Source organism: Alkalinema sp. FACHB-956 (assembly GCF_014697025.1).
Classification (GTDB): Bacteria; Cyanobacteriota; Cyanobacteriia; order Leptolyngbyales; family Leptolyngbyaceae; genus Alkalinema.
In genome coordinates this window covers 145,645-166,678 of sequence record NZ_JACJRC010000009.1, presented here as the reverse complement: position 1 = coordinate 166,678, position 21,034 = coordinate 145,645, and the positions used below count along the sequence as shown (strand labels likewise).

20 protein-coding genes are annotated in these 21,034 nt (G+C 52.5%); 7 read left to right on the top strand and 13 right to left on the bottom strand.

What is annotated here, in order from left to right; all coding sequences use genetic code 11:
- Positions 1-50: 50 nt before the first annotated feature.
- The 4 genes from H6G21_RS12490 to H6G21_RS26230 form a co-directional block, all read right to left on the bottom strand.
- Positions 51-803, bottom strand: a complete 753-nt coding sequence (locus H6G21_RS12490) for a phycobilisome rod-core linker polypeptide (RefSeq protein ID WP_190573737.1) — start codon at positions 801-803, stop codon at positions 51-53.
- A gap of 365 nt (positions 804-1,168) precedes the next feature.
- Complete coding sequence (locus H6G21_RS12485) at positions 1,169-2,260, bottom strand: thiamine phosphate synthase (protein ID WP_190573736.1); 1,092 nt, start codon at positions 2,258-2,260, stop codon at positions 1,169-1,171.
- A gap of 59 nt (positions 2,261-2,319) precedes the next feature.
- On the bottom strand, positions 2,320-2,628 hold the full coding sequence (locus tag H6G21_RS12480; RefSeq protein WP_190573735.1) for an element excision factor XisI family protein: 309 nt from the start codon (positions 2,626-2,628) through the stop codon (positions 2,320-2,322).
- Positions 2,613-2,801, bottom strand: a complete 189-nt coding sequence (locus H6G21_RS26230; protein ID WP_199307180.1) for an element excision factor XisH family protein — start codon at positions 2,799-2,801, stop codon at positions 2,613-2,615. Before H6G21_RS26230 ends, H6G21_RS12480 begins: the two co-directional genes overlap by 16 nt.
- A 169-nt stretch (positions 2,802-2,970) precedes the next feature.
- On the opposite strand from H6G21_RS26230, the gene H6G21_RS12470 reads away from it, so the two are divergent.
- Both H6G21_RS12470 and H6G21_RS12465 read left to right on the top strand, forming a co-directional pair.
- Positions 2,971-4,914, top strand: a complete 1,944-nt coding sequence (locus H6G21_RS12470; protein ID WP_190573734.1) for a DUF1565 domain-containing protein — start codon at positions 2,971-2,973, stop codon at positions 4,912-4,914.
- Between the two features lie 58 nt (positions 4,915-4,972).
- Positions 4,973-6,277, top strand: a complete 1,305-nt coding sequence (locus H6G21_RS12465; protein WP_190573733.1) for a hemolysin family protein — start codon at positions 4,973-4,975, stop codon at positions 6,275-6,277.
- Between the two features lie 138 nt (positions 6,278-6,415).
- Here H6G21_RS12465 and H6G21_RS12460 read toward each other — a convergent pair whose 3' ends face one another.
- From H6G21_RS12460 to H6G21_RS12450, 3 genes are all read right to left on the bottom strand, one after another.
- Positions 6,416-8,293 carry an iron uptake porin gene (locus H6G21_RS12460; protein ID WP_190573732.1) on the bottom strand — a complete coding sequence of 626 codons (1,878 nt, stop codon included), beginning with the start codon at positions 8,291-8,293 and terminating at the stop codon, positions 6,416-6,418.
- 260 nt (positions 8,294-8,553) lie between these two features.
- The gene (fabG, locus tag H6G21_RS12455) at positions 8,554-9,300 is read right to left on the bottom strand and encodes a 3-oxoacyl-[acyl-carrier-protein] reductase (RefSeq protein ID WP_190573731.1); all 747 of its coding nucleotides are present in this window, start codon (positions 9,298-9,300) and stop codon (positions 8,554-8,556) included.
- 126 nt (positions 9,301-9,426) lie between these two features.
- Positions 9,427-10,149: a Uma2 family endonuclease gene (locus tag H6G21_RS12450; protein WP_190573730.1), complete on the bottom strand. Its 723-nt coding sequence runs from the start codon at positions 10,147-10,149 to the stop codon at positions 9,427-9,429.
- 180 nt (positions 10,150-10,329) lie between these two features.
- Here H6G21_RS12450 and H6G21_RS12445 point away from each other — a divergent pair, with 180 nt between their 5' ends.
- Positions 10,330-12,411: a chromosome segregation ATPase gene (locus H6G21_RS12445; protein WP_190573729.1), complete on the top strand. Its 2,082-nt coding sequence runs from the start codon at positions 10,330-10,332 to the stop codon at positions 12,409-12,411.
- A 31-nt stretch (positions 12,412-12,442) separates the two neighbouring features.
- Here the strand turns inward: H6G21_RS12445 and H6G21_RS12440 are convergent, their stop codons facing one another.
- From H6G21_RS12440 to H6G21_RS12430, 3 genes are all read right to left on the bottom strand, one after another.
- Positions 12,443-13,252 carry a hypothetical protein gene (locus H6G21_RS12440; protein WP_190573728.1) on the bottom strand — a complete coding sequence of 270 codons (810 nt, stop codon included), beginning with the start codon at positions 13,250-13,252 and terminating at the stop codon, positions 12,443-12,445.
- A 466-nt stretch (positions 13,253-13,718) separates the two neighbouring features.
- Positions 13,719-15,227 carry a C-3',4' desaturase CrtD gene (gene crtD / locus H6G21_RS12435; RefSeq protein ID WP_190573727.1) on the bottom strand — a complete coding sequence of 503 codons (1,509 nt, stop codon included), beginning with the start codon at positions 15,225-15,227 and terminating at the stop codon, positions 13,719-13,721.
- A 30-nt stretch (positions 15,228-15,257) separates the two neighbouring features.
- Positions 15,258-15,395, bottom strand: coding sequence for a hypothetical protein (locus H6G21_RS12430; RefSeq protein WP_190573726.1), 138 nt, complete (start codon positions 15,393-15,395; stop codon positions 15,258-15,260).
- A 30-nt stretch (positions 15,396-15,425) separates the two neighbouring features.
- On the opposite strand from H6G21_RS12430, the gene H6G21_RS12425 reads away from it, so the two are divergent.
- The 4 genes from H6G21_RS12425 to H6G21_RS12410 all read left to right on the top strand — a co-directional run bounded on the left by H6G21_RS12425 (position 15,426) and on the right by H6G21_RS12410 (position 17,619).
- Positions 15,426-15,917, top strand: a complete 492-nt coding sequence (locus H6G21_RS12425; RefSeq protein ID WP_190573725.1) for an NUDIX domain-containing protein — start codon at positions 15,426-15,428, stop codon at positions 15,915-15,917.
- Between the two features lie 23 nt (positions 15,918-15,940).
- Positions 15,941-16,462 carry a photosystem I assembly protein Ycf3 gene (locus H6G21_RS12420; protein ID WP_190573724.1) on the top strand — a complete coding sequence of 174 codons (522 nt, stop codon included), beginning with the start codon at positions 15,941-15,943 and terminating at the stop codon, positions 16,460-16,462.
- 73 nt (positions 16,463-16,535) lie between these two features.
- Positions 16,536-16,829 (top strand): Asp-tRNA(Asn)/Glu-tRNA(Gln) amidotransferase subunit GatC, encoded by a 294-nt coding sequence (gene gatC, locus H6G21_RS12415; protein ID WP_190573723.1) that lies wholly within the window; start codon positions 16,536-16,538, stop codon positions 16,827-16,829.
- 577 nt (positions 16,830-17,406) lie between these two features.
- On the top strand, positions 17,407-17,619 hold the full coding sequence (locus H6G21_RS12410) for a hypothetical protein (protein ID WP_190572732.1): 213 nt from the start codon (positions 17,407-17,409) through the stop codon (positions 17,617-17,619).
- A 383-nt stretch (positions 17,620-18,002) separates the two neighbouring features.
- On the opposite strand, the gene folE is transcribed toward H6G21_RS12410, so the two are convergent.
- The 3 genes from folE to H6G21_RS12395 all read right to left on the bottom strand — a co-directional run bounded on the left by folE (position 18,003) and on the right by H6G21_RS12395 (position 20,933).
- The gene (gene folE / locus H6G21_RS12405; protein ID WP_347278012.1) at positions 18,003-18,644 is read right to left on the bottom strand and encodes a GTP cyclohydrolase I FolE; all 642 of its coding nucleotides are present in this window, start codon (positions 18,642-18,644) and stop codon (positions 18,003-18,005) included.
- Between the two features lie 136 nt (positions 18,645-18,780).
- Positions 18,781-19,500 (bottom strand): SDR family oxidoreductase, encoded by a 720-nt coding sequence (locus H6G21_RS12400; RefSeq protein WP_190573721.1) that lies wholly within the window; start codon positions 19,498-19,500, stop codon positions 18,781-18,783.
- A 452-nt stretch (positions 19,501-19,952) separates the two neighbouring features.
- Positions 19,953-20,933 (bottom strand): acetyl-CoA carboxylase carboxyltransferase subunit alpha, encoded by a 981-nt coding sequence (locus H6G21_RS12395; protein WP_190573720.1) that lies wholly within the window; start codon positions 20,931-20,933, stop codon positions 19,953-19,955.
- Positions 20,934-21,034: the final 101 nt, after the last annotated feature.

Below are 21,034 nucleotides of genomic sequence, written 5' to 3'. Positions count from 1 at the left end.
TGAAATTACACAATTGCTGCAAAGCGCAACAATGGCTCGCGAAACATTACCTACCAGCCAAAGATCAACCCTAACAGGGGCAAGGTGAGGAATCCGGCGCTGGCGAGGATGACCCCATACCAAATTTGGGCATAGCGTTGGTCAGCCCCCCGTTGCCAAGCCCAGCGATCGCTCCGACCGATATTGGTCACCCGATAGGTGCTGGCAGAGACGCCGTAGGCACTCGTCTTCGGCAGTTGCGCCAAGTGGAATTCATCGTAGCGAGCCATGCGCGCAAAGGGCAGATCCCCAGTGGTGCGCTGCTGCACCACCCGCCGCCGTTGGAAGGGCACGGTGTGATCTCCAAAGTTCGTCAGATATTCTTCAGACTCCAACAGATCGCTAATAAAGCCATTCAACCCTTTGGTCGCCAGTACCGTAGACCAGGCAAATTTTTCCCGATCGTTGTAGACTTCCCGGCCCAGCAGCCGCTGGATACACATTTGCACAAACCGATAGTTATTGTTTGTGTCGTAATTGCGTGTACGGAAGATCTCGGAAGTGGCCAGACCTCGAATGAACTCTCGAACCGTCATTTGACCCGAACGCAGTTGCGACTCCAAATAGGGAATCCGCGAACTACTCGTCATCTGTTGTTCATTCAAGATTTGGCGATAGGCAGCCTGGATAACCGCATCCATCTCCACAGCACTCAAAATGGCATCCGTACTGAAGGCCCAAGCCTGTTCGTCACCTGGGACTTCAAAGCCTGCAACCCGTTGATTTTGAGAGGAAGGCGCGTACTCAAGCAGAGGAAGAGACATTGTAAAAATTCTCCTAACAGATCATTCACACCATGTTCTATCGCAAGTGAATCTCAACAAAGCAACAAAAATTCACACTGGTTTGTTCCTTTGCTAGTGGCTTGCTAATAGGTAAAAAAGCTTAGTTCGATCCTAGGCTAGGCGATCGGATTACCACTTCCATCATTCAGACATGAACTGTAATATCTTGATCAAGAAACTTCACACTTGACAGTTCGTCTAAATAGATGCAACTCAATCTCAATTACAAGTTCTAGTCGATTGGAAAACGCGGTCTCCCAGCAATTCCAAGCCTATTGCCCCGCCCCGGCGCTTTGATTTTCTAGGCCATTTTTCTAAACCATGACTGTCTAAACCCTGATTTTCTAGGCCATTAATCGAGCCAGAAATTGCTGCGTTACGGCTTGGGGGTTCTCCGCTTCCATCACAGCTCGCACCACAGAAACCCGCCGCGCTCCCGCATCAATGACCGCTTGCACATTACTCAGATCAATCCCCCCGATCGCAAACCAGGGCATCGCACAATTTTCGGTGGCATAGCGCACATAGTCATAGCCTGCGGCGGCCTTGCCTGCTTTCGTGGGCGTTTCATGAACTGGGCCAACCCCGATGTAATCGGCTCCTTCCTGCATCGCTCTCGCAAATTCTTCGGGATTTGTCGTCGATCGACCAATAATTTTGTCCGGCCCTAGGATCTGCCGAGCGACCCCATAGGGTAAGTCCTGCTGGCCCAAATGCACCCCATCCGCATCCACCGACAAAGCCAAATCGACCCGATCGTTGACAATAAACAAAGCACCGTATTGCTGACAGAGGGCTTTTAACTTCTGGGCCCGATCGAACCGGAGTCCATCGTCAGTATTTTTATCGCGATACTGTACCAACGTCAGCCCGCCTTGCAGCGCAGATTCCACCACCTCAATTAAGCGATCGCAGGGTGAAGTCACTAAGTACAGTTGCGCTTGATGGAGGCGATCGTGGCGGGAATGGGTCATGGTTGGCCGTTCTGGTAACGTTTCTATTGTGTAGGTTTGCAACTTAGCGGGGGACTGGCCAGTTTTTGAGTTGGTTTGCAACTGGCTATCTAAGGTGTAGATTTTATAGCGCATTTGCTTCATGGCAGCGCCCATCTCGGCACTATGCACCTTGCCGTATTCCTCCAGCACCCGCAGCGATTCTTCAATCCGACACAAATTCGCCTGCAAAACCTGGGCAATACTATCCCGCTGCGCCTCCTGGGGATGGGTCATTTGGGTACCCAGATCCCCCGGCGTATCTCGCGCTGCCCGAAATTCCGGTAGGTGCCACTTTGCCAATTCCTGCCGCATCGCTTTACAGTGCTCTGTCCATTCCGCCTGATTGAGGCCAAAACGACACCATTCCTCCACCACTCGCAACCCTTCACGGGCGCGATCGAGATTGGCGTCCAGAATGCGATACAGCGCAGCAGAACTCATGGGAACCTTTGAAAAACCTCAATTATCCTAACGTTTCCCTTGAGCAGTGGCTAGAGACTTTATGCTGTAGCCCTAAGATCCTCGTGCCGTATATCCTCATTTCGAACTCCACTCGCAATGAGCAATTGAGTTAAGCTCTCCTCAAAGTTATCTTCCTCAATGAAGATTTGCTGCCCCACTAAACGAGCATGAAACAAGATAGTGTCCATCCAGCGTTGTTTGTCCCAGCCCGTTGCCAGAACCAAAAAATGACCGGACTCAGTGTCACACACAGAATAGAGTTTAATTTCCTGCAATCGGGGTTGATTGACCACCGCTGCTCGCACAGTCTTTTTTAGAATGTCCGCATAACTCAAGGTTTGATCCATTGCAGAATGACCTCCTGGCTAGGTTCATAAACTAGAAGGTTGATCTTATTACGCTGCACAGCTAGCTGAAAAATCGGTTTTTGGAAATGCTTGATGTAGATATCTTGACTCACCGCCCAGAATAACTCGCGCTCTGGCTCCTGTTCTTCCAAAGCCCATTGATAGAGAAACAATTTCAGCGATCGTCCATCTAGTTACTGGTGGATCTGCTGTAATCCTCAACCCCTTGCAAAAATTTTCAGGAACAGGAAAAATTGTTCAGATCCGGTGCATCAGACCAAGAAATTTCGAGTAAGCTACAAGTCCAAGAATCCTATAAGCCGTGAATAGGAGAGTTCTACCGTGACCCCCCAGTTTAGTCGTCACCTCGATCGTCCACTGCGCCAATTTTCTTTGTGCTGTGTTCCTCATCCCACGCAGATTTTACAAATGAGTCTCCTGGCAACCCTGGGGATCAGCGGGCTGAATACGCTACCCGCGATCGCTCAGCCTAGCCAGCCCCAACCCTACCAAATCGCCCAGGCCACCCCAGCGGCAGATTACAATCTTGTCTTCGTCAATCCCCAGGTGGGCAACGATGGCAGCAACGGTAGCGACCAAGCACCCCTGCGCACCATTACCAAGGCGCTGCAACTCGCCCAACCCAACACGATTATTGTTCTCTCCCCTGGCACCTACAGCACCGCCACTGGGGAAGTTTTTCCCCTCAACCTCAAGCCCGGTGTGACCTTGCAAGGCGAACCCCGCGATCGGGGCCAGAACATCGTTATTCGCGGTTCCGGAGTTTTCCTAAGCAAAAGTTTTGGGCGGCAGAATGTGGCGATCGTCGGAGCTAATCGGGCTGGACTGCGCGGCGTCACCGTTTCCAACCCCACCCCCCAAGGCTACGGCGTTTGGATTGAGTCCAGCAGCCCCGTCCTCAGCGACAATACCTTCACAGGCAGTGATCACGATGGCGTGTCGATCGTCGGCAACAGCGCTCCCGTTTTGAAAAATAACTATTTCTACGAAAACGGAGCCAATGGCGTCACGATCTACGGCACCTCTCGACCTGAATTGCGGGAAAACATTTTTGAGAAAACCGGATTTGGCGTCAACATTGCCCAAAATGCCGCTCCTCGCCTGATTGGCAACCGCATCACCCAAAACCAAGATGGAGTCGTCGTTCAGGGCAATGCTCGCCCCATTTTGCGGGGCAATGTGATCGACGGTAACGTGCGGGATGGCCTCGTCGCGATCGCCAATACCCAACCGGACTTAGGCACCGTGGGCGACTTGGGCAACAATACCTTCCTCAGCAATGGCCAGTCCGATGTCAACGCTAAAACCAGCAGCCAAATCATTCCCGCAGCGGGGAATCAGTTTTCCACCAGCAGTGGACGCCTAGACCTAAATGCCACGACCGTTGCCGCTGCCCCTGTGGAAAGCCGGGAACCGCTGCGGCTAAGTACCGCACTCCCCGTGCGCACGACCGCATCGACCCGTCCAGCAGCAAATCTTCCAGCCCCAACGGCCTCTACCGCCATTCCCATTCCGGTACCTGTGGCCACTGCGACCATGCCAACGGCGATCCCGGCCACCTCGGAACAACCCGTGCGGGAAATCACCTTTTCGCGGCCCACCTCTGGCAATCCTTTGCGCCCTGCGGCCAGCCCCACCCCGATCGCAGCTAGACCCGCGCCAAGACCCGATGTCGTGGTACCTACCAATGCATCGAGTGGTATCCCCAATTCCATGCCCAATTCCGTGATCGTGCCCGTTGCCGTTGCACCCGTCAGTTCCGGTGGTCGATCGCTGCCCTTACCCAAACAGGCAAAGAGTAGTAGTGTGACCACAGGGACATCTAGCCCTTCTAGCCTAGCGGCCAATCCCAGTTTAAATAGCCCTTTAAATAGCCCTGCCCCGCTCACCTTTAATGCCTGGACTTCTACCCCAGCAGCGCGTCCCAGCAACGTTCTGCCCGTGCCCGGTTCCAGCATCCCCCTCGGCAACGTTGGCGATATGGCATCCGTTCCAGTCTGGCGGGGAGGCAAACGATCTAGCGTCGGAAGTCCTCCCATTCCTCCAACCCGATCGGGAGCCCCCGCTGCGGTTCTGCGCGTGCGGGTCGTGGCTCCACTCTCCGATGAGCGTGCCTTACGCACAATTGTGCCCGATGCGTTTACAACTACATCCCGAGGCCAAACGGTCTTACAAGCTGGAGCCTTTAGCGATCGGGCCAAGGCTGATCAACTGTTGCAAAGTTTAACCAGCTTGGGAATTCAAGCGACCCTAGAGGAGTTTTAGGCGATCTTAGCTTTCTCCGATAAACTAAGACAGTCATCTCTCGTCATCCCCAGGGGACATGTCTTCCTTCGCCACCAACTTTCTCATCGTTCTGCTCCTGATCATTGCCAATGCCCTGTTTGTGATGTCAGAAATGGCGATCGTGTCTGCCCGCAAAGTGCGGTTGCAGCAGGCCGCCAACCAAGGCGACAAAGGTGCCAAGTCTGCCCTCCACCTCGCGAACAATCCCAATAACTTTTTGGCAGCAGCCCAAGTTGGGATTACCTTAATTGCGATTATTTCTGGGGCGTTTGGGGAACAGGTCTTCTCGTCGGTGTTTAAGCCCATCTTGGAAGATATTCCGATCTTCAAGGCTTACAGCGAGGGCTTAGCCTTCGGTTTGGCAGTTTTGACCGTGACCTATCTCACCCTTATTCTGGGGGAACTGGTGCCTAAACGGCTGGCCCTCAACTCCCCCGAGGGCATTGCTGCAGCAGTGGCAGGGCCGATGAGTTTGTTGGCCAAGGTGGCTTCCCCGATCGTTTACTTGCTCAGCCAATCCACCGATATTGTGCTGAAAATTTTGGGCATTCGGCCTTCCGATGAGCCGCAGGTGACTGAGGAAGAAATTCGGGTGCTGATTGAGCAGGGGACTGAAGCAGGCATGTTTGAGCAGGCCGAAGAAGACATCATGAAGCGGGTCTTCCAGCTCGGCGATCGGCGGGTCAGTGCGATTATGACGCCTCGGGTGGATATCCTTTGGTTAGATCTAGAAGATTCCGCTGAAGAAAACCGTCGCGCCATGCATGAAGGCTCCCACGCTCGCTTTCCGGTCTGCCAAGGGGGCTTGGATAACTTGTTGGGGGTAATCCAAGTTTACGATTTGCTGATGGAATCCTTGGAAGGAGACCAACTCGATTTTACGAAATCCCTACAAAAGCCGGTTTTTGTTCCGGAAAGTACCCGTGCGCTCAAGGTTTTGGAATTGTTTAAGCAAACGGGAAATCAAATTGCCTTTGTTGTTGATGAATACGGTGTAATTCAAGGCTTGGTTACACTGACGGATATCCTACAAGCATTGGTAGGTGACCTACCCAGTGCGGAGGATTTAGAAGAGCCCCAGGCAATTCAGCGGGAAGACGGCTCTTGGCTGCTGGACGGGATGTTGCCGATTTATCAGTTCAAAGAATTACTAGAAATGGAAGAGCGGGAACTACCGGGAGAACATCGCGGTAGTTACCAAACGCTAGGAGGGTTTGTCGTAATGTACCTAGGCCGGATTCCCATATCCGCCGATCATTTTGTTTGGGATGGCCTGCGGTTTGAAGTGATGGATATGGACGGCAATCGGGTCGATAAGGTGCTGGTGATGCCAGAAAGCTAGGTGATGCCAGAAAGCTAGGTGATGCCAGAAAGTTATCCAGAAATATCCGCCAGGAACCCTCCAAAATTGACTTGCAAGTGCTTTGTTGGAGGGAATCTGGGGGATTAAGTTTCTAGGCAATCTGGAAGAAGTTGGCGTTTAGAACGTAAACGTTGTCCGAATAACAGGCACGATCGCAGTGGGGTTATCCTTAAAGCCTTCTGGGTTAAAGATGACAAACACCCCTGGCGTAATGCTGATGTGATCATTCACTCGATAGTTAAAGTAGCCTTCCAACTGGTAGGGCTTGGTATCTTCCGGTCTGACAGCCAATCCACCCACGAAGGTGCGTGCTAGGGGTTGACCAAAGATTAACCCTGCTGAGTTGCCCTTTTGACCAATATCTTTGGCGTGAATGCCCACCAACCAGCTCATAAAGTCGGTGGAAGCGTTGACATCCACCAGATCGCTAAAGATGTAGGAGAAGGAACCTGCCAGCGTAATCGTCGGGTTCAAACGATAGGCCGCCGTCACCCCGATCGTGTCCATCTTGATGCCTTGGTTGGCGAGATCCCCCAAAGAGGTGGCGGGAAAGAGAATTGCGCCGATGTCCGAGCTGCTGAGGCCAGTACCCAGAATGTTGATCTGGTGGTAGCTGTGGGCATAGTTCAACCCGATATCCAGATTGGCCGAAGGCTTCACCGTCAACTGCGCTGCCGCAATGTAGCTACCGTTGAAAATGCCTGCTCCCAGCGGCGTTCCCGGAAAGCCCTGATTTTGGGGCAGGTTAGAGTTGACAGAACCATAGAGGGCACGGAAGTCGATCGCATCCGAAATCTTAAAAATTACCCCCGCCGCTGCCGCCAATCCCGTTTGGGAAGTACCGCCGGAGACCCGATGGGCCGCTGGTAACGTTGCGAACCGGGAAAGCGCTCCCTGGCCTTCTCCCGCAAAGGGCAGAATGGACGGAAAGGCATCGGAGACTTCTGCATTGGTGCCGACAAACGCTGTTAAGCGATCGGCCACGGGGAAAATGTATAGCAGTTTGTAGAGTTCTAGGCTGTTATTGCCGCCCTTGGGTTGGAGGGTTTGGGGATTGAGGGTGGGAAACTGCGGTTCGTAGCCTAGGCGGACGTTACTGTTGTTGCCGAAAATCACATCCCCATACCCCAAAGTTCCAGCCAAGCTAGACCCGTTATTGAAGCCAGGAAAGGCGGTACTGGGGCCACTGCCAAAGTTGTAGGCTTGCAGTCCGGTAATCAGCAAGTCCTTGCCGGTAAAACTGGTGTTGAGATTGAGCCGTACCCGGTTATTCAGGGTGATATTGGCATCCCGTCCAGCGGTAGGAGTTGGGAGGAGGGCGATCGGGGTTGTGGGTGGCGCGAGAACCGCCGCATTGGTGTTGTTGATAAATGCGAGGTTACCCCCGTCGTAGGCTCCGTAGGCTCCCGCTAGACTGAAGATGACTTCGCCTTGCAATTTGGTGGTGGTGGAAAACTGCTGCTTTTCCAGGGTGGCCGTTTTGGCTTCTAGGGCATCTACCCGACCGCGCAAGGTCGCCAGTTCAGCGGCAAACTCTTCTTGCAATTTTTGCAGCGTGGCCAAGTCTTCTTTCTTGACCAAATCTGCGGTGGCTGCGGCAATCAGCTCATTGACCCGATCCATGCAGGCATTCAAGCCAGCGGCAAACTCGTAGCGGGTCATGGCCCGGTTACCACGATAGGTGCGATCGGGATAGCCCGCAATGCAACCGTAGCGCTCAACGAGGGACTGCAACGCCTGAAAAGCCCAGTCCGTGGGTTTGACATCGGAAAGCTGGGACACTGAAGTGACTTGCCCCATAGTGACTTGCCCCATTTCCGAGCTGGGGGTGTCTACGGAAGCGCCGTCGATCGCCCCCAGGCTTAAAGCTGACTGGGTTAAGGTTGCTTGGGAATTGTGCTGGACAGATTGCGCCTTAATCTCTGCTGCGTTTGAGGAAGCAGCGCCCCCTAGAAGAACTGCCAACCCCAGGGCAGGCAGACTCAAGGTAGTCATGAAAAAAACTGCTAGGCGGGACATAGGGGCTTCCTCCGAACATCAGGGATCAGGTCAACGAGGATTCAACGTCCTCAACGAATCCCCCAAATCCTATCGGTTCTTAGCGACTCAATTGAAGCCCAAAACCTTCAAAAAAGTCAGCAGAAGATAATAGAAAACCCTTATGCCATCAGCCTTTGAAAAATCTAGGTGTTACCCATAGAGTCTACTGAATCGTTTTTCCAACGCCTCTCGGTAGATTCTTTGTGCTGGTATTCCTAGGCCATCACCATGCCGCCATCAACGTTAAAGACCTGTCCTGTGACATAGGCGGCTGCCGGGGAAGCCGCTAGGAATTGAATCATGCCTGCGACTTCTTCCGGCTGACCATAGCGATTGAGCGGAATCATTTGCAGAATGGGTTCAGCGTTTAAATCACTGGTCATATCCGTGGCGATAAATCCAGGGGCCACTGCATTCACCGTAATGCCCCGGGGAGCGAGTTCCCGCGCCACCGTTTTGGTAAAGCCGATGACGCCCGCTTTGGCCGCGCTGTAGTTGGCTTGACCAGGGTTCCCCATTTGGCCCGCGACGGAAGTGATGTTGACAATCCGACCGGATTTTTGCTTCAGCATAATTTTGCTAACCGCTCGGGTGCAGAGGAAAACCCCCGTCAGGTTCAAATCGATGACCGCTTGCCAATCTTCTGGCTTCATCCGCAGCAGCAAGGTATCACGGGTAATGCCTGCATTGTTCACTAAGACATCAATGCGGCCAAACTTGGCCATTGTCGCTTCGATCATTTGATCGACTTCTTCCGCCTTGGAGACATCCGCTTTCAGGGCGATCGCGGTTCCTCCCGCTTGCTCAATTTCGGCAACCACTGCATCAGCAGCCCCGCTGGAACTTGCATAGTTAACGACCACCGAGGCTCCTTCCGAGGCGAGGGCCAATGCGGTGGAGCGTCCAATGCCCCGCGATGCTCCGGTGACGATCGCAACTTTACCTTGCAAGTTCTGTGCCATAGCGCTATCTCCCTTGAAATGTCTCCCGCTCAAACCGATTAACCATCATATCGGCAAAGGGGACACTGTTTTAGCGAGACTCATCTTTGGCAACCTGCTCAAGAGATTCGCTCCGCCAGCAAGCGACTAGATCTGATGGGGGTCAATTCCTAATTCTCGTAATCGATCGGCCAGACGACCAGCTCTTGCTTCAATTTCTGCTAATTTTTGCAGAGCTTGCTCTTTTTCTTGGCGTTCCTGTTCAAGCTGTTGAGCAATTTCGGTATAGCTCTGGCAAACAACACCATCAGGATGATAAAGCTGTAGAACATCCTGCGTCAGGTCAAAGCGAATGCCTAACCGAGGACTGATCCATTGATCAATCGTAATAATTTCGTCGAAATAGCCATCGACCCTAAGCCAACCTCGGCACAGATTGTGATCTGGATCGTAGAGATAGTATTCTTCCACGCCATAGCGTTCATAGAACAACAACTTACGCTCCATTTCCAGGGAGGTATTGCCAGGAGACAGGATTTCAAACACCACGTGAGGCGGAATATTATCCTCTTGCCACTGCTGGTAGGAACCTCGTTCTCCTTTAGGCCGACCGAAAACCACCAAGGCATCCGGTGCAATGCGAATTTTCGGGTTACCCTCTACCGGATACCACAGCAAATCTCCAGCAACAAAGACATTCGGCTCTTTAACAAAGAGTAGATCCAGATTTTTCTTGATTAAAACGATCCACTCAAACTGCTTCGTATTATCCGCTATGGGCTGGCCGTCGCTGTCCGGGTAAACGACTTCCCATAAATTTTCACTCGGAACCGTGACTTCGGTTTGGGCAGACGGTTGAAGGTTCACCATAACCCCAAGAGTCCGATCGAAGGGACAGGTTCAACCTAGCATAATTTTTTCGAGAGCTCCCCACAACACGATCGTGACTCAGAAAAAATTTGGTTTTTTCAACATTGGGGGTTAGGATGTCATCAAAATTCTGCTGTCCCGGAGTGATGGTAGAACGCAACTGCTGTTTCTGAGTTGACTATGACGAGAAAACAGGGAATTCCAAATCGTCCAGATCGTCCGGCGGATGCCGCCAATCGGCTGCGTCAACCGTCCCAAGGCAAGGGGGCTCCCGCCCGATCGAGGAATTCCTCTGCACCAGAAGCAGCGGCATCCCCTGAGTTAGCACCTCCTCGATCCCCGATCGCCCAGCAACAATCGAGATCGGAGGCATCGAATTCCACCGATCGTCCCGTCCAACGGCGTTCTGGTCGGCCCCCATCTGCCGATCGGCAACAGCCTTCCGATAATGCCAATTCCAATAGCGCCAAGACAGTCTTTTGGGCCAATTTGCAACGGCGTTTACTGGATTGGCGGTTCATCACGATCGTGGGATTACTGCTCAGCGGTGGGTTAACCGTGCTGTCCCTAGCGTTTCTGTTTAAATTGCCAGCAGTGCCCAACTGTCCTTCAGTCTTCTGGCCTTTAGCTCCGGCTTCGTTGCGGCTCCACTGTGCCCAAATTGCTGCCGGAAAGGAAACCGTTAAGGATCTCCTAGAGGCGATCGAATTGGTCAAGTCGTTACCCAAGGATCACCCGCTCTATCCCGAAGCCAGTCGGTTAATGGAACAATGGGCAACGGATTTGCTCAATCTCGCGGAAAAGAGTTTCCAAGAAGGCAATATCCAGGAAGCCATCGGTGCAGCCCGCAAGGTTCCCCAGGATTCTTCGGCCTCCAAACTGGTGGAAGAACGGGTCAAAACCTGGGAAAAAATTTGGTCAGAGGCCGAAGCGATCGCCCAGAAAGTTGAAGATTTGCTACGGAAACAAAATTGGCGACAAGCCTCCCTGGAAGCTACTAAACTCCTGGGGTTAGAGAATGAATATTGGCAAACGAAAAAATATCCAGAAATTACCCAGCTCATTGCCACAACGCGGGACGACATTACCAAATTGGGACAAGCGCAACGGGCGATCGATCGGGGAACTGCCGACGACCTGATCAAAGCGGTGGAAAACGTCGCCAGCATTAACGAGAAGAGCTATGTCTATCAAGACGCCCAGGACATGCTGCCCCGCTTGGGTAAACGCTTGATGGAACTGGCGGAATATGCAGCGGAACGGCGCAACTTTGATGAAGCCCTGCGCATTGCCAATCGCATTCCTGACCAACTGAGGCTGAAGCAGGATGTAGACGACTTTGTAGTGTTAGTCGGCGCGCAATCGCGGGCAGCCAAAGGCTTGGAAGTGGATTTGGAAGATGCGATCGCCCAGGTGCAGCGCATTGGTGCCGGTCGTCCCCTGTACGATCGGGCACAACGGTTGGCCAGCCGTTGGCAAGCGGAACTGACCGCCCTAGGCCAACTGAATCGTGCCCGTCAACTAGCCAAGAGCGGCAATCCCAACGAAATTCAACAGGCGATCGCGGAAGCCTCGCAAATTGATGCATCTACCGCGCAGTATGGCGATGCCAGAAAACTGATTGAAGAAGTCACCAGCCAAACCCAGGCAGCGGAGGATCGCCCAATTTTAGATCAGGCCGATCAACTGGCCGCAGCGGGGGATGTGACTTCGTTGCAAGCGGCGATCGCCCAAGCCCAGCAGATTCAGTCCAATCGATCGCTGTATAAACAAGCGCAGGAAAAAATTCGGCGCTGGAGTGATCAAATTGCCCGGACTCAGTACCAGCCCACTCTCGATAATGCTGAGAGTTTGGCGGAATCTGGCGATTTGGAAGCCGCGATCGCGCAATTGGAGCAAATTCCACCGGGCACTTCTGCCTACGACACCGCCCAGGCCAAAATTGAAAAATTCCGCAGCCGTGCCCAAGCCGAGCAGATCCTGCCCAGAGCGGTGGAGCGTGCCAGTGGCGGGACTCCCGATGCCTTGGTGGAAGCCATTGGTCTCGCCCGTCAGGTTCCAGGTTCCAGTCCTTTACGATCGCAGGCATCCCAAGCTGTCGATCAATGGAGTCAACAAATTTTAGACATTGCCCTGGGTCAAGCCAGTGCTGGCGATTTTCCCGGCGCGATCGCCACGGCGCAAAAAGTGCCATCAGGGACAGTCGCCTACGGCCAAGCGCAGTCACAGATCGGGCAATGGCGCAGACTCATGGGCCAATAATGGTTCCACCCCTCAGTCAGTAAGAACCCCGTCAATCTTGATTTTGAGAAACTGGGGTGTTGGAACTGGGGAAACTGGAACTAGGGAAACTGGAACTAGGGAGACAAGGATAGGTTTGCGGAGGATGGCTGTCCCCAAGACAAGCTAAGCAATGCTGAATGTTATAAAACTCCTCAAACTGAAAATCGCTCAATACTTGATAAATCGGTGACTTCATCTCAATCCAGAGGCCCCACCGTCGGCTAGAAATTGTGAGCAGGGCTGCAATTTGCCGACTGAGCAAACCGCACAGGATGGGATAGGCGTAGCGCTTGTAATGGCCTTCAATGTTGTAAATCAAGCCGTACAGCTCATCTTGATATCGCAACCCTTCTTGAATGCCCTGGTGATGGAAAAATTTAAACTGACTCGTGAAGGCTTCAGTCAGCAGTGGAGGCGTTGTTGACAGTACGGGTTGGCGAGGCAGTTCTAAAATACTCAAGATACTGCTTTCAACTTCCTCCAGGCTCATACTCATCGATCGGCCTTGTAGGATATGGCTCCGAGCTAGCGTCAACACTTCCAGCCGCTGAACGTATTGATAGCGATCCTTGGGGGTGGGATAGAGGCAAAGCAACAGGACATTGAGATCAACGGCTTCCAGATTCTGCAAGTTTAGCGTTGGCTCGGATACATGCTCTAAACGGCTATTGACGAACTTGCGTAGAATTTTCCGGATTTGATATTGCGCAACCGTAGACAGTGTTGTGAGATCAGAGGTTCGTAAGCTACTGGGTCGGTAGGGAATCGATGCAGGTAACAAATCCTTGGAAGACCGCTCTGTCGAAGGCCAACTTTGCATAGAACACACTGACTTGATGACTAGAGTATATTCGCAGAACAGAAACCGTCTGTCAGTGAACCTATCAGTCAATCTCACGCGGAGACAGGGAGTTCGATCGAGGGGGTTATCTATTCCCCCTAAACAGATACATCGCTTAATGCAGTCATGTTTTTTCAATTCAATTGATAGATCCCTGACATGGGTCTTGTATGAATATGCCCTATCGCCTACCTGTTCACCCATTTGAGGGAAAGAAACAGGGATAAAAAGCGTGATCCAGCGGATAAATATTGCACGAATCTATGAAAGATCAGAATTCATGACCCACAATTAGAAAATAAATATTACAAATTTGGCAATTGTCTCAAACTGTTTGAGTCGTTTTATTCTTGATAAAACAGTTTTTGCTCAACTTTTTTTTAGCAGAAATTCCGATCGGGGCTGCAATTTTCAACTGCAATTTTTCAACTGCAATTTTGTCGCCTTAATTTTCAGCTGCAATTTGCCGCGCGACCGTCAAGGCAGAGTAACTGACGCCTGCGGTACCTTCGCCGGGATGGGTGGAGTCACCCACGAGCCAGAGGTGCGGGACAGGGGTGCGATTGGCAAAGCCAAAGGGGCCAAAGGTCGATAACCGCATCCCCACGCCTCCCACGAAACCCTTCTGTCGTGCGGTGTAGCGCCAAAAGGTCAGGGGGGTGGCAGCTTCTTGATAGACGATCGTGCCTTCTAGGTCAAAATGCTGGGCCAGTCGGGCGATCGCGGTGTCGGTATACGCCTGTTTGCGGGCTTGGTAGGCTTCGGGTTGATCTTTCAAGGCCCACCAAGGGGTGGCATCGACGAAGGATGAAGCGATCAGCGTGGCTTTGCCCTCCGGCGCACGGCCATCCCCTGGTTTGCTGACGGAGACAAAGAGGGAGTTATTTTCTCCGATCGGGCCGTTGTAGTCGTACAGGAATTGCAGGTGGGGTGGGCAACTCTTGGGGATGGCCGCTTGATCCACGCCCAGGTAGACGACGAAGGCTCCCGAAGGATCGGTGAGTTGGTTGACCCGCTGACGGTAGCCCGCCGGGGCCCGATCGCCCAGCAGTCGCACGGCGTCTTGAACCGTCACGTTGGCCACAATGTGATCGGCGGGTTCGAGCCAAGTTTCCCCGGTTTTTTGATTGCGGACGGTGATGCCGGTGGCCTGGGTGCCGTTGGTGTGGATGGCTTCGACGGTGTGGCGCAGGTGCAGACTGCCCCCGTGGGTTTCCAGGGCGGTGGTGAGACGATCGCTGAGGACTTGCAAACTGCCCTGCAAATGCCAGAGTCCGTAGGGTTCCTGGGAAACCGCTAACGCAGTGGCAGCGTAGAGGAGGGCGGTTTCGTCGGCGTTGACCTGGGAATAGAGCTTGAGTTGGACATCGAGGAAGGTTCGCAAGCGCCGATCGTCATACAGGCCGAACCATTTCAGCGCATCGCCTACGGTGGACAGGGCAAAGGGGGCGGTGATTAAGGTGTCGGGGCGGAGGGCTTGCAGGAGTTGGCCCAGATCCCACAGGTTGCGGGGGGGCAGAACTGGATCGCGGCCTTGGAACTTCCAACTGGCTTCAAATAAGGTGTTGAGCAATTGCCAGAAGGGTTCGCTGCCGGGAAATTGCCGTTGGCGTTCGGCTTGCCATTGCGCCCGATCGCGCCACATTTGGATCGGTTCTGCCTCGCCCGGTAGCCAGACGACACAGGCCGGATCGCAGAGGGTGGCGGCGGGGAGATCGATGCCGAGTTCCGTAAAGATGCGATGGTGAATGCCGCCCGGTTCCAATCCAGCGACTTGGGTGGCTCCGACATCAAAGGTGAAGCCCCGCCGCTGGAAGGTGGATGCACAGCCACCGGGCACGATCGCCTGATCGAAAATTTTGACCTGATAGCCCCGTTTTGCCAGCAATGCACCGGCGGTTAAGCCTCCGATTCCGGCTCCGATGACTGCAATGGATTTTGCGGGACTTATCATATCGTTACATTTTGTAATATTTCTTTCATTTTAAAAGGAATTTGGGCGATCGGGGATGAAAATTCCGGTCAGGGGGGTGGAATGATCAATTGCAATTTTTTGGCAATGGCAGAATTCATGGAAAACGGTGTTTAACCCCATGCCGAGTTGGGGAAACTTCGTTAGCATAGTTGCTCGATCGTTCATCCCACTGCCGCTATGAATCTTTCCCCTGCCCCATCGGTGAAACGCAAAGTTCTGGCCTACATCACCCACCAAGAAGAACTGTTAGTGTTTCGGCAGGAAGATTATCCTTACTTTGGCATTCAGGTTCCCGGAGGATCGATCGAGTCGGGAGAGGCGATCGTCGATGCCCTGCTGCGGGAGGTTTATGAAGAAACGGGGTTGAAGGCGGTTCAGGTTGTGGATTATCTCGGCAGTTTTTGGAAGGTGGGACAGGCACGGATGCGGGAATACCATGCCTTCCATTTGCAATTGACGGCCCCTGCGCCCCGGCGGTGGCGGCATTATGAGGAATTTTCGGGGGCGCGCAAAGGCCCGATCGCCTTTGATTTTTTTTGGGTGCCTTTGGGGAATGCGGATTGGACGCTGTTTCGGGGGCAGGAAATGGTGCCTTGGTTGCGGCGATCGTTTCCTGCGGCATTCCCCCAACCCGTGATACCCCAAGCCCTTACAATGGGAGCTAGATAAATTGCTGCTTTAACGAGACAGTCATGCCTAGATCCCAACGCAACGACAACTTCATTGATAAAAGCTTTACCGTGATGGCGGATATCATCCTCAAGGTGTTTCCTGCCAGCAAGAAGGAAAAGGAAGCGTTTGCCTATTATCGGGATGGGATGTCTGCCCAGGCGGATGGGGAATATGCAGAGGCGCTGGATAACTATTTTGAGGCGCTGAAGCTGGAGGAAGATAGTAACGATCGTAGCTTTGTGCTCTACAACATTGGCTTGATCAAGGCGAGTGTGGGTGATCAGGCAGAGGCGCTGGACTATTACCACCAGGCGCTGGAACTGAATCCTCGGATGCCCCAGGCGTTGAACAATATTGCGGTGATTTACCATTACCAAGGGGAGCAGGCCAAGGAAGAGGGCTTGGATGAGGAAGGGGAAGCGCTGTTTGATAAGGCGGCGGAGTATTGGAAGCGGGCGATTTTGCTTGCGCCGAACAATTACATCGAAGCGCAGAACTGGTTGAAGACGACGGGCCGATCGACGATCGATGTCTATTTCTAATTCCGGTCTGTTTTTTGGGATGGCGATTTCTGAGCTAGAATAAACGACGGTTTTCTGGAGGCAAGGTTGAGATATGTCCCTCGATCGCGAACAGGTTCATAAGGTGGCGACGTTGGCTCGGTTGGCGCTGACGCCGGAGGAAGAGGAAAAATTTGCGGGGCAGCTCACGAGCATTTTGGATTATGTGGAGCAGTTGAATGAGTTGGATGTGGCGGATGTGCCACCGACGACTCGGGCGATCGATGTAAGTAATGTGACGCGGGTGGATGTGCAGCGGGCCTACGAAAACCGGGAGGCGATTCTGAGTTCTGCGCCCGATCGGGAAGATGATTTCTTTAAGGTGCCGAAGATTGTAACGGGTGACTAATTCGATTGCTTATTCGATTGATGAACAGTTAGTCAGTTGCAATAGAAGTCAATTATGAAACAGCGACGATCGTGTTGAGTGCGATCGTCGCTGTTTTTGTTGAATTGCTTGCTGCATAAATGCTTGCTGTATTTGGTTGACAGTATTAATTCACAACAATACAAATTAAGCAGTTTTATAAAGTGGGATTGACAGGTATGGGCGTTTATTTGTACTGTGTTCAGTCATAGCGATCGCCATGGACATCCTTCTTTCGTGAGACGGTTTGGCATGAAGCATGAGGTCGCTGGGATCCTAAAAATTTAGGGCACTACCCTTTGTTGGTGAGACAACTCCGGGTAGCTATTCCCCCGCGCTGTGCGAGCAGCAAGGAGGCTTGATGAGGATTTTAGCATCTGACCGAGCCACTCTTGTTTGTGATGTCAAACGGGGTGGCTCTAAATTTTTGGGCTTTCTTCCGCCCTCATCCCCGGCCTTTCTCCCGCAGGAGAAGGGAGCAAGAGATCGGGTTCCCTCTACCTCCGGGAGAGGGTTAGGGTGAGGGCAAAGACTCACTACAAACAGGAGAAGCTCAATTATGGCGAAAGGTTCTAGCGATCGGAATGATCGCTCGATCGAACAGTTGCATCCATACTATCGGTTACAACTTTTCGGCACTAAGGAAACGGTAGAGTCAATCATTAACCGATTGCATTCGATCGGGTTTGTGGACAGGGTTTACTGGGGGAAACCCATGCCTGTGCCTGGGGTAGAAGGCGAATGGGTTAGCGTGTTGCAACGCCGTTGGTAAAGGCTGAAGGGCAGGTGTTCCGCAGGTTTTCGGATTCTCGTCCTTCTCGTTGCTGCACCTGCTCCACTAACGCCTGATTAATTGCTTCCCACACCCCGAGGCGAACCCACAAAAAGTCATCGTGAGAATCGCTGATCTCAAAGACTAACGATGCAGTCCGCCTCGCTTTTACCCAAATGCAGCGATCGCCGCTGTGTCAGCGACCCCGATCAGCAGCCCTTCCATTTCCCGTCCCAATAAAATTTCCCATCTCAATAAAAAAGGTATGGCGATCGCCATACCTCTTGTCTATTCAACTTTTGTTCATTCAGCCCATTCAGTAAATCCGTCAAAATCTATTTCCTAATGTCATAGCCCGACGTTAGGAAGCACCGTGAATGCCCTTAGAAAAAGGCCGGTTGATGGCGGATCAAATTCAAGAACTCTTCCCGCGTCTTGTGGTCTTCCTGGAAAGACCCCACCATGGCACTTGTCACCGTCCAAGAACCCGGCTTTTGCACCCCACGCATTACCATGCACATGTGAGTTGCTTCCATCACCACTGCCACACCTCGGGGCTGCAATACATCCTGCAACGCTTCCGCAATCTGACGGGTCAGACGTTCCTGAACCTGCAAACGGCGAGAATACATTTCCACAATCCGAGCCAGCTTACTCAGTCCGACAACCTTTTGGTTAGGAATATACGCAACGTGGGCACGGCCCATAAACGGCAACATATGGTGCTCACACAGACTAAAGAAATTGATGTCGCGCACGAGCACCATTTCATTATGTCCTTCGTCAAAAATTGCCCCATTCAGCAACTCCTCTAGGGATTGGCTATAGCCACTCGTGAGGAACTGCATCGCCTTAGCCACCCGCTTCGGTGTCTTAAGCAACCCTTCCCGATTGGGATCTTCCCCCACCCCAATCAGCATTTCTCGAACAGCAGATTCCATGGAGGCAAAATAATCGGCATCGCCTTCTTCACGCAGGGTGTTACGGGTCAATTCTGCTTCGAGACTGGAGGTTAGGGGAGACATATCCTTTGCAAGCGTCATAATGAATTGAGGGTAGAGTGTGTAATCAAAAACTGACCAAAGCCCTTGCTGAACAATGTTGGCTCAAGCATTTGCCCAAGCGTTTAATCAAACAAGAGCCATCCTGCCAAACTTGAACCTAAAATGTGCCAGCATTCGGCATCAGGACAAGTTCTTCCACAACTGCGGTTGAGGGCATTTGCGCCATGTGCAAAATCGATTGAGCCACCACTTCCGGAGTCAGCATGGCAGTACGATCGAAATCTGCCTCTACCGTTTCCGTATCCCACAGTTCCGTATTCACGGAGCCAGGGGAAATGGTGACCACCCGAATTCCATGGGTTCGCTCTTCCGCTGCCAGCGTTTTTGAAAGCGCCAGTAAGCCAAACTTGCTGACACAGTAAGCGCCCCAATTGGGGAACGTTTGGTGTGCTGCAACGGAAGCAACGTTAATAATGGTGCCGCTGCGCTGCGATCGCAGGACGGGTAAAACTCCTTGGATACATTGGAATACGCTGGTCAGGTTTAAATCGATCACTTGCTGCCAATCCTTCAGAGAAGTTTCTGCCAACAAGCCGGTATATCCCATTCCAGCATTGTTCACCACAATGTCGAGGCGCGGTACCGAACTAGCAATGGTATTGACCTGCGGTTGGATTCCTGCCAGGTCAGCAAAATCCAGGCTGTATACCTGAACCTCCACACCGGATTGACGGGCGATCGCCGCCACCGCTTCCAACTTTGCCAAGTTGCGACCCATCAAAACTAGATGAATCCCTGCCTCAGCAAATGCAAGCGCCGTAGCCTTACCAATTCCACTACTGGCTCCAGTAATCAGAGCGTATCGCGTTTGAGTCAACGTACTGTTCTCGCAATGAGTTAAGAAAGTTGCCTAAAAAACTACGATCGCTGCGTCACTCTTGTTCTTCACAAGCGTCTGTTCATGGAAAACAAAAGCAGAGTGCGATCTTAAAAAAAGATGTAAACAATTGTTACGACTTCAAATTATAGCATTTGTTGCAGATGGGTAGGGGAACAAGTATTAACGGAATCACGGCGACGGATTGATTTTTCTCTATTCCCGCATCTTCTCAAGGGGTATCCTTTCAGCAGACTGTTCTGCACATCTGGGGTGGGCTGCTACTATCCTGACAGCCAATTCTCACCCTTGGATTAACCTTGCCTAAAAATTGGCTTCATCAAAACTGGGTCAGAAACTGATTCAGCATCGTTGCTGGGAACCCTGAGGGCTCCCTGGTTGGTATTGAAAAAGGCATGGAGAATAACACCATGCCCAATCCTTAGAATTGCTTAGACGGTTGCTTCTGTAAATTTGCCCATGTTCCGGAACTTGCGATAGCGTAGCTCTCGTCGCTGTTGACTGGTGAGCTGATCTAACTCATGGAGGTTGCGTAGTAGGGCTTCCTTCAGTAGTTCAGTGGCTTGTACCGGATCAGAATGGGCAGCTCCCGTAGGTTCTTTCACAATTTCGTCAATCAAGCCCAAGTTTGCCAAATCCTCTGAGGTGATTTTGAGGGCTGCTGCGGCTTGGGGGCCTTTAGCGGCATCCCGCCAGAGAATGGCAGCACAGGCTTCGGGGGGAGCCACACTGTACACGGCGTGTTCCAGCATCATTAAGCGATCGCCGACGCCAATCCCCAAGGCCCCACCGGATCCCCCCTCGCCAATTACAGTACAGATAATCGGCACCTCAAAGCGGAACATCTCCCGTAAATTAAAGGCGATCGCTTCCCCTTGCCCAAATTCCTCCGCTTCCAGGCCCGCCCAAGCCGCAGGGGTATCAATAAAGCTGAGAATCGGCATACCAAATCGATCGGCATGTTCCATCAATCGGATAGCCTTGCGATAGCCACCGGGCGAAGCCATGCCAAAGTTGCGGGCAATATTATCCTTTGTATCCCGCCCCTTTTGCTGACCCAGCATCATCACAGGCCGACCATCCAGCCGTGCCACACCGCCCACCACGGCTGGATCGTCAAAGCCACCACGATCGCCATGCAATTCGATCCATTCGTCACTAATGGCTTGGATATAGTCCAGGGTGCTGGGGCGACGGGGATGGCGCGCCACTTGTAGCCGCTGCGTTGGCGTCAGGTTGCCAAAAATTTCCTGCCGCAGTTGTTGTGCCCTGGCTTCCAACTGCCGAATTTGTTCGCCGACATCGACTTCGTTTTCGTCGGCTAGGTCACGAATTTGTTGAATGCGGCCCTCTAGTTCAGCGAGGGGCTTCTCGAAGTCGAGCAAAACGGGTTTGCGATCGGGCGTTGCCATAGGGATTCAGAATGAAACGGACGGGCGGAGAGATCAAACTCCTTCAATAAGCATAAAGCTAAGGGGGAATCTCCTTGGAACCTCAATCATCGTGAAAACCG

What these genes read in the sequence shown, in the direction of transcription:
- H6G21_RS12490 (WP_190573737.1), bottom strand. Translation starts at nt 803, where the DNA reads ATGTCTCTTCCTCTGCTTGAGTACGCGCCTTCCTCTCAAAATCAACGG.
- H6G21_RS12485 (WP_190573736.1), bottom strand. Translation starts at nt 2,260, where the DNA reads ATGAGTTCTGCTGCGCTGTATCGCATTCTGGACGCCAATCTCGATCGC.
- H6G21_RS12480 (WP_190573735.1), bottom strand. Translation starts at nt 2,628, where the DNA reads ATGGATCAAACCTTGAGTTATGCGGACATTCTAAAAAAGACTGTGCGA.
- H6G21_RS12465 (WP_190573733.1), top strand. Translation starts at nt 4,973, where the DNA reads ATGTCTTCCTTCGCCACCAACTTTCTCATCGTTCTGCTCCTGATCATT.
- H6G21_RS12460 (WP_190573732.1), bottom strand. Translation starts at nt 8,293, where the DNA reads ATGACTACCTTGAGTCTGCCTGCCCTGGGGTTGGCAGTTCTTCTAGGG.
- fabG (WP_190573731.1), bottom strand. Translation starts at nt 9,300, where the DNA reads ATGGCACAGAACTTGCAAGGTAAAGTTGCGATCGTCACCGGAGCATCG.
- H6G21_RS12450 (WP_190573730.1), bottom strand. Translation starts at nt 10,149, where the DNA reads ATGGTGAACCTTCAACCGTCTGCCCAAACCGAAGTCACGGTTCCGAGT.
- H6G21_RS12445 (WP_190573729.1), top strand. Translation starts at nt 10,330, where the DNA reads ATGACGAGAAAACAGGGAATTCCAAATCGTCCAGATCGTCCGGCGGAT.
- H6G21_RS12440 (WP_190573728.1), bottom strand. Translation starts at nt 13,252, where the DNA reads ATGCAAAGTTGGCCTTCGACAGAGCGGTCTTCCAAGGATTTGTTACCT.
- crtD (WP_190573727.1), bottom strand. Translation starts at nt 15,227, where the DNA reads ATGATAAGTCCCGCAAAATCCATTGCAGTCATCGGAGCCGGAATCGGA.
- H6G21_RS12430 (WP_190573726.1), bottom strand. Translation starts at nt 15,395, where the DNA reads ATGCTAACGAAGTTTCCCCAACTCGGCATGGGGTTAAACACCGTTTTC.
- H6G21_RS12425 (WP_190573725.1), top strand. Translation starts at nt 15,426, where the DNA reads ATGAATCTTTCCCCTGCCCCATCGGTGAAACGCAAAGTTCTGGCCTAC.
- H6G21_RS12420 (WP_190573724.1), top strand. Translation starts at nt 15,941, where the DNA reads ATGCCTAGATCCCAACGCAACGACAACTTCATTGATAAAAGCTTTACC.
- gatC (WP_190573723.1), top strand. Translation starts at nt 16,536, where the DNA reads ATGTCCCTCGATCGCGAACAGGTTCATAAGGTGGCGACGTTGGCTCGG.
- H6G21_RS12410 (WP_190572732.1), top strand. Translation starts at nt 17,407, where the DNA reads ATGGCGAAAGGTTCTAGCGATCGGAATGATCGCTCGATCGAACAGTTG.
- folE (WP_347278012.1), bottom strand. Translation starts at nt 18,644, where the DNA reads ATGTCTCCCCTAACCTCCAGTCTCGAAGCAGAATTGACCCGTAACACC.
- H6G21_RS12395 (WP_190573720.1), bottom strand. Translation starts at nt 20,933, where the DNA reads ATGGCAACGCCCGATCGCAAACCCGTTTTGCTCGACTTCGAGAAGCCC.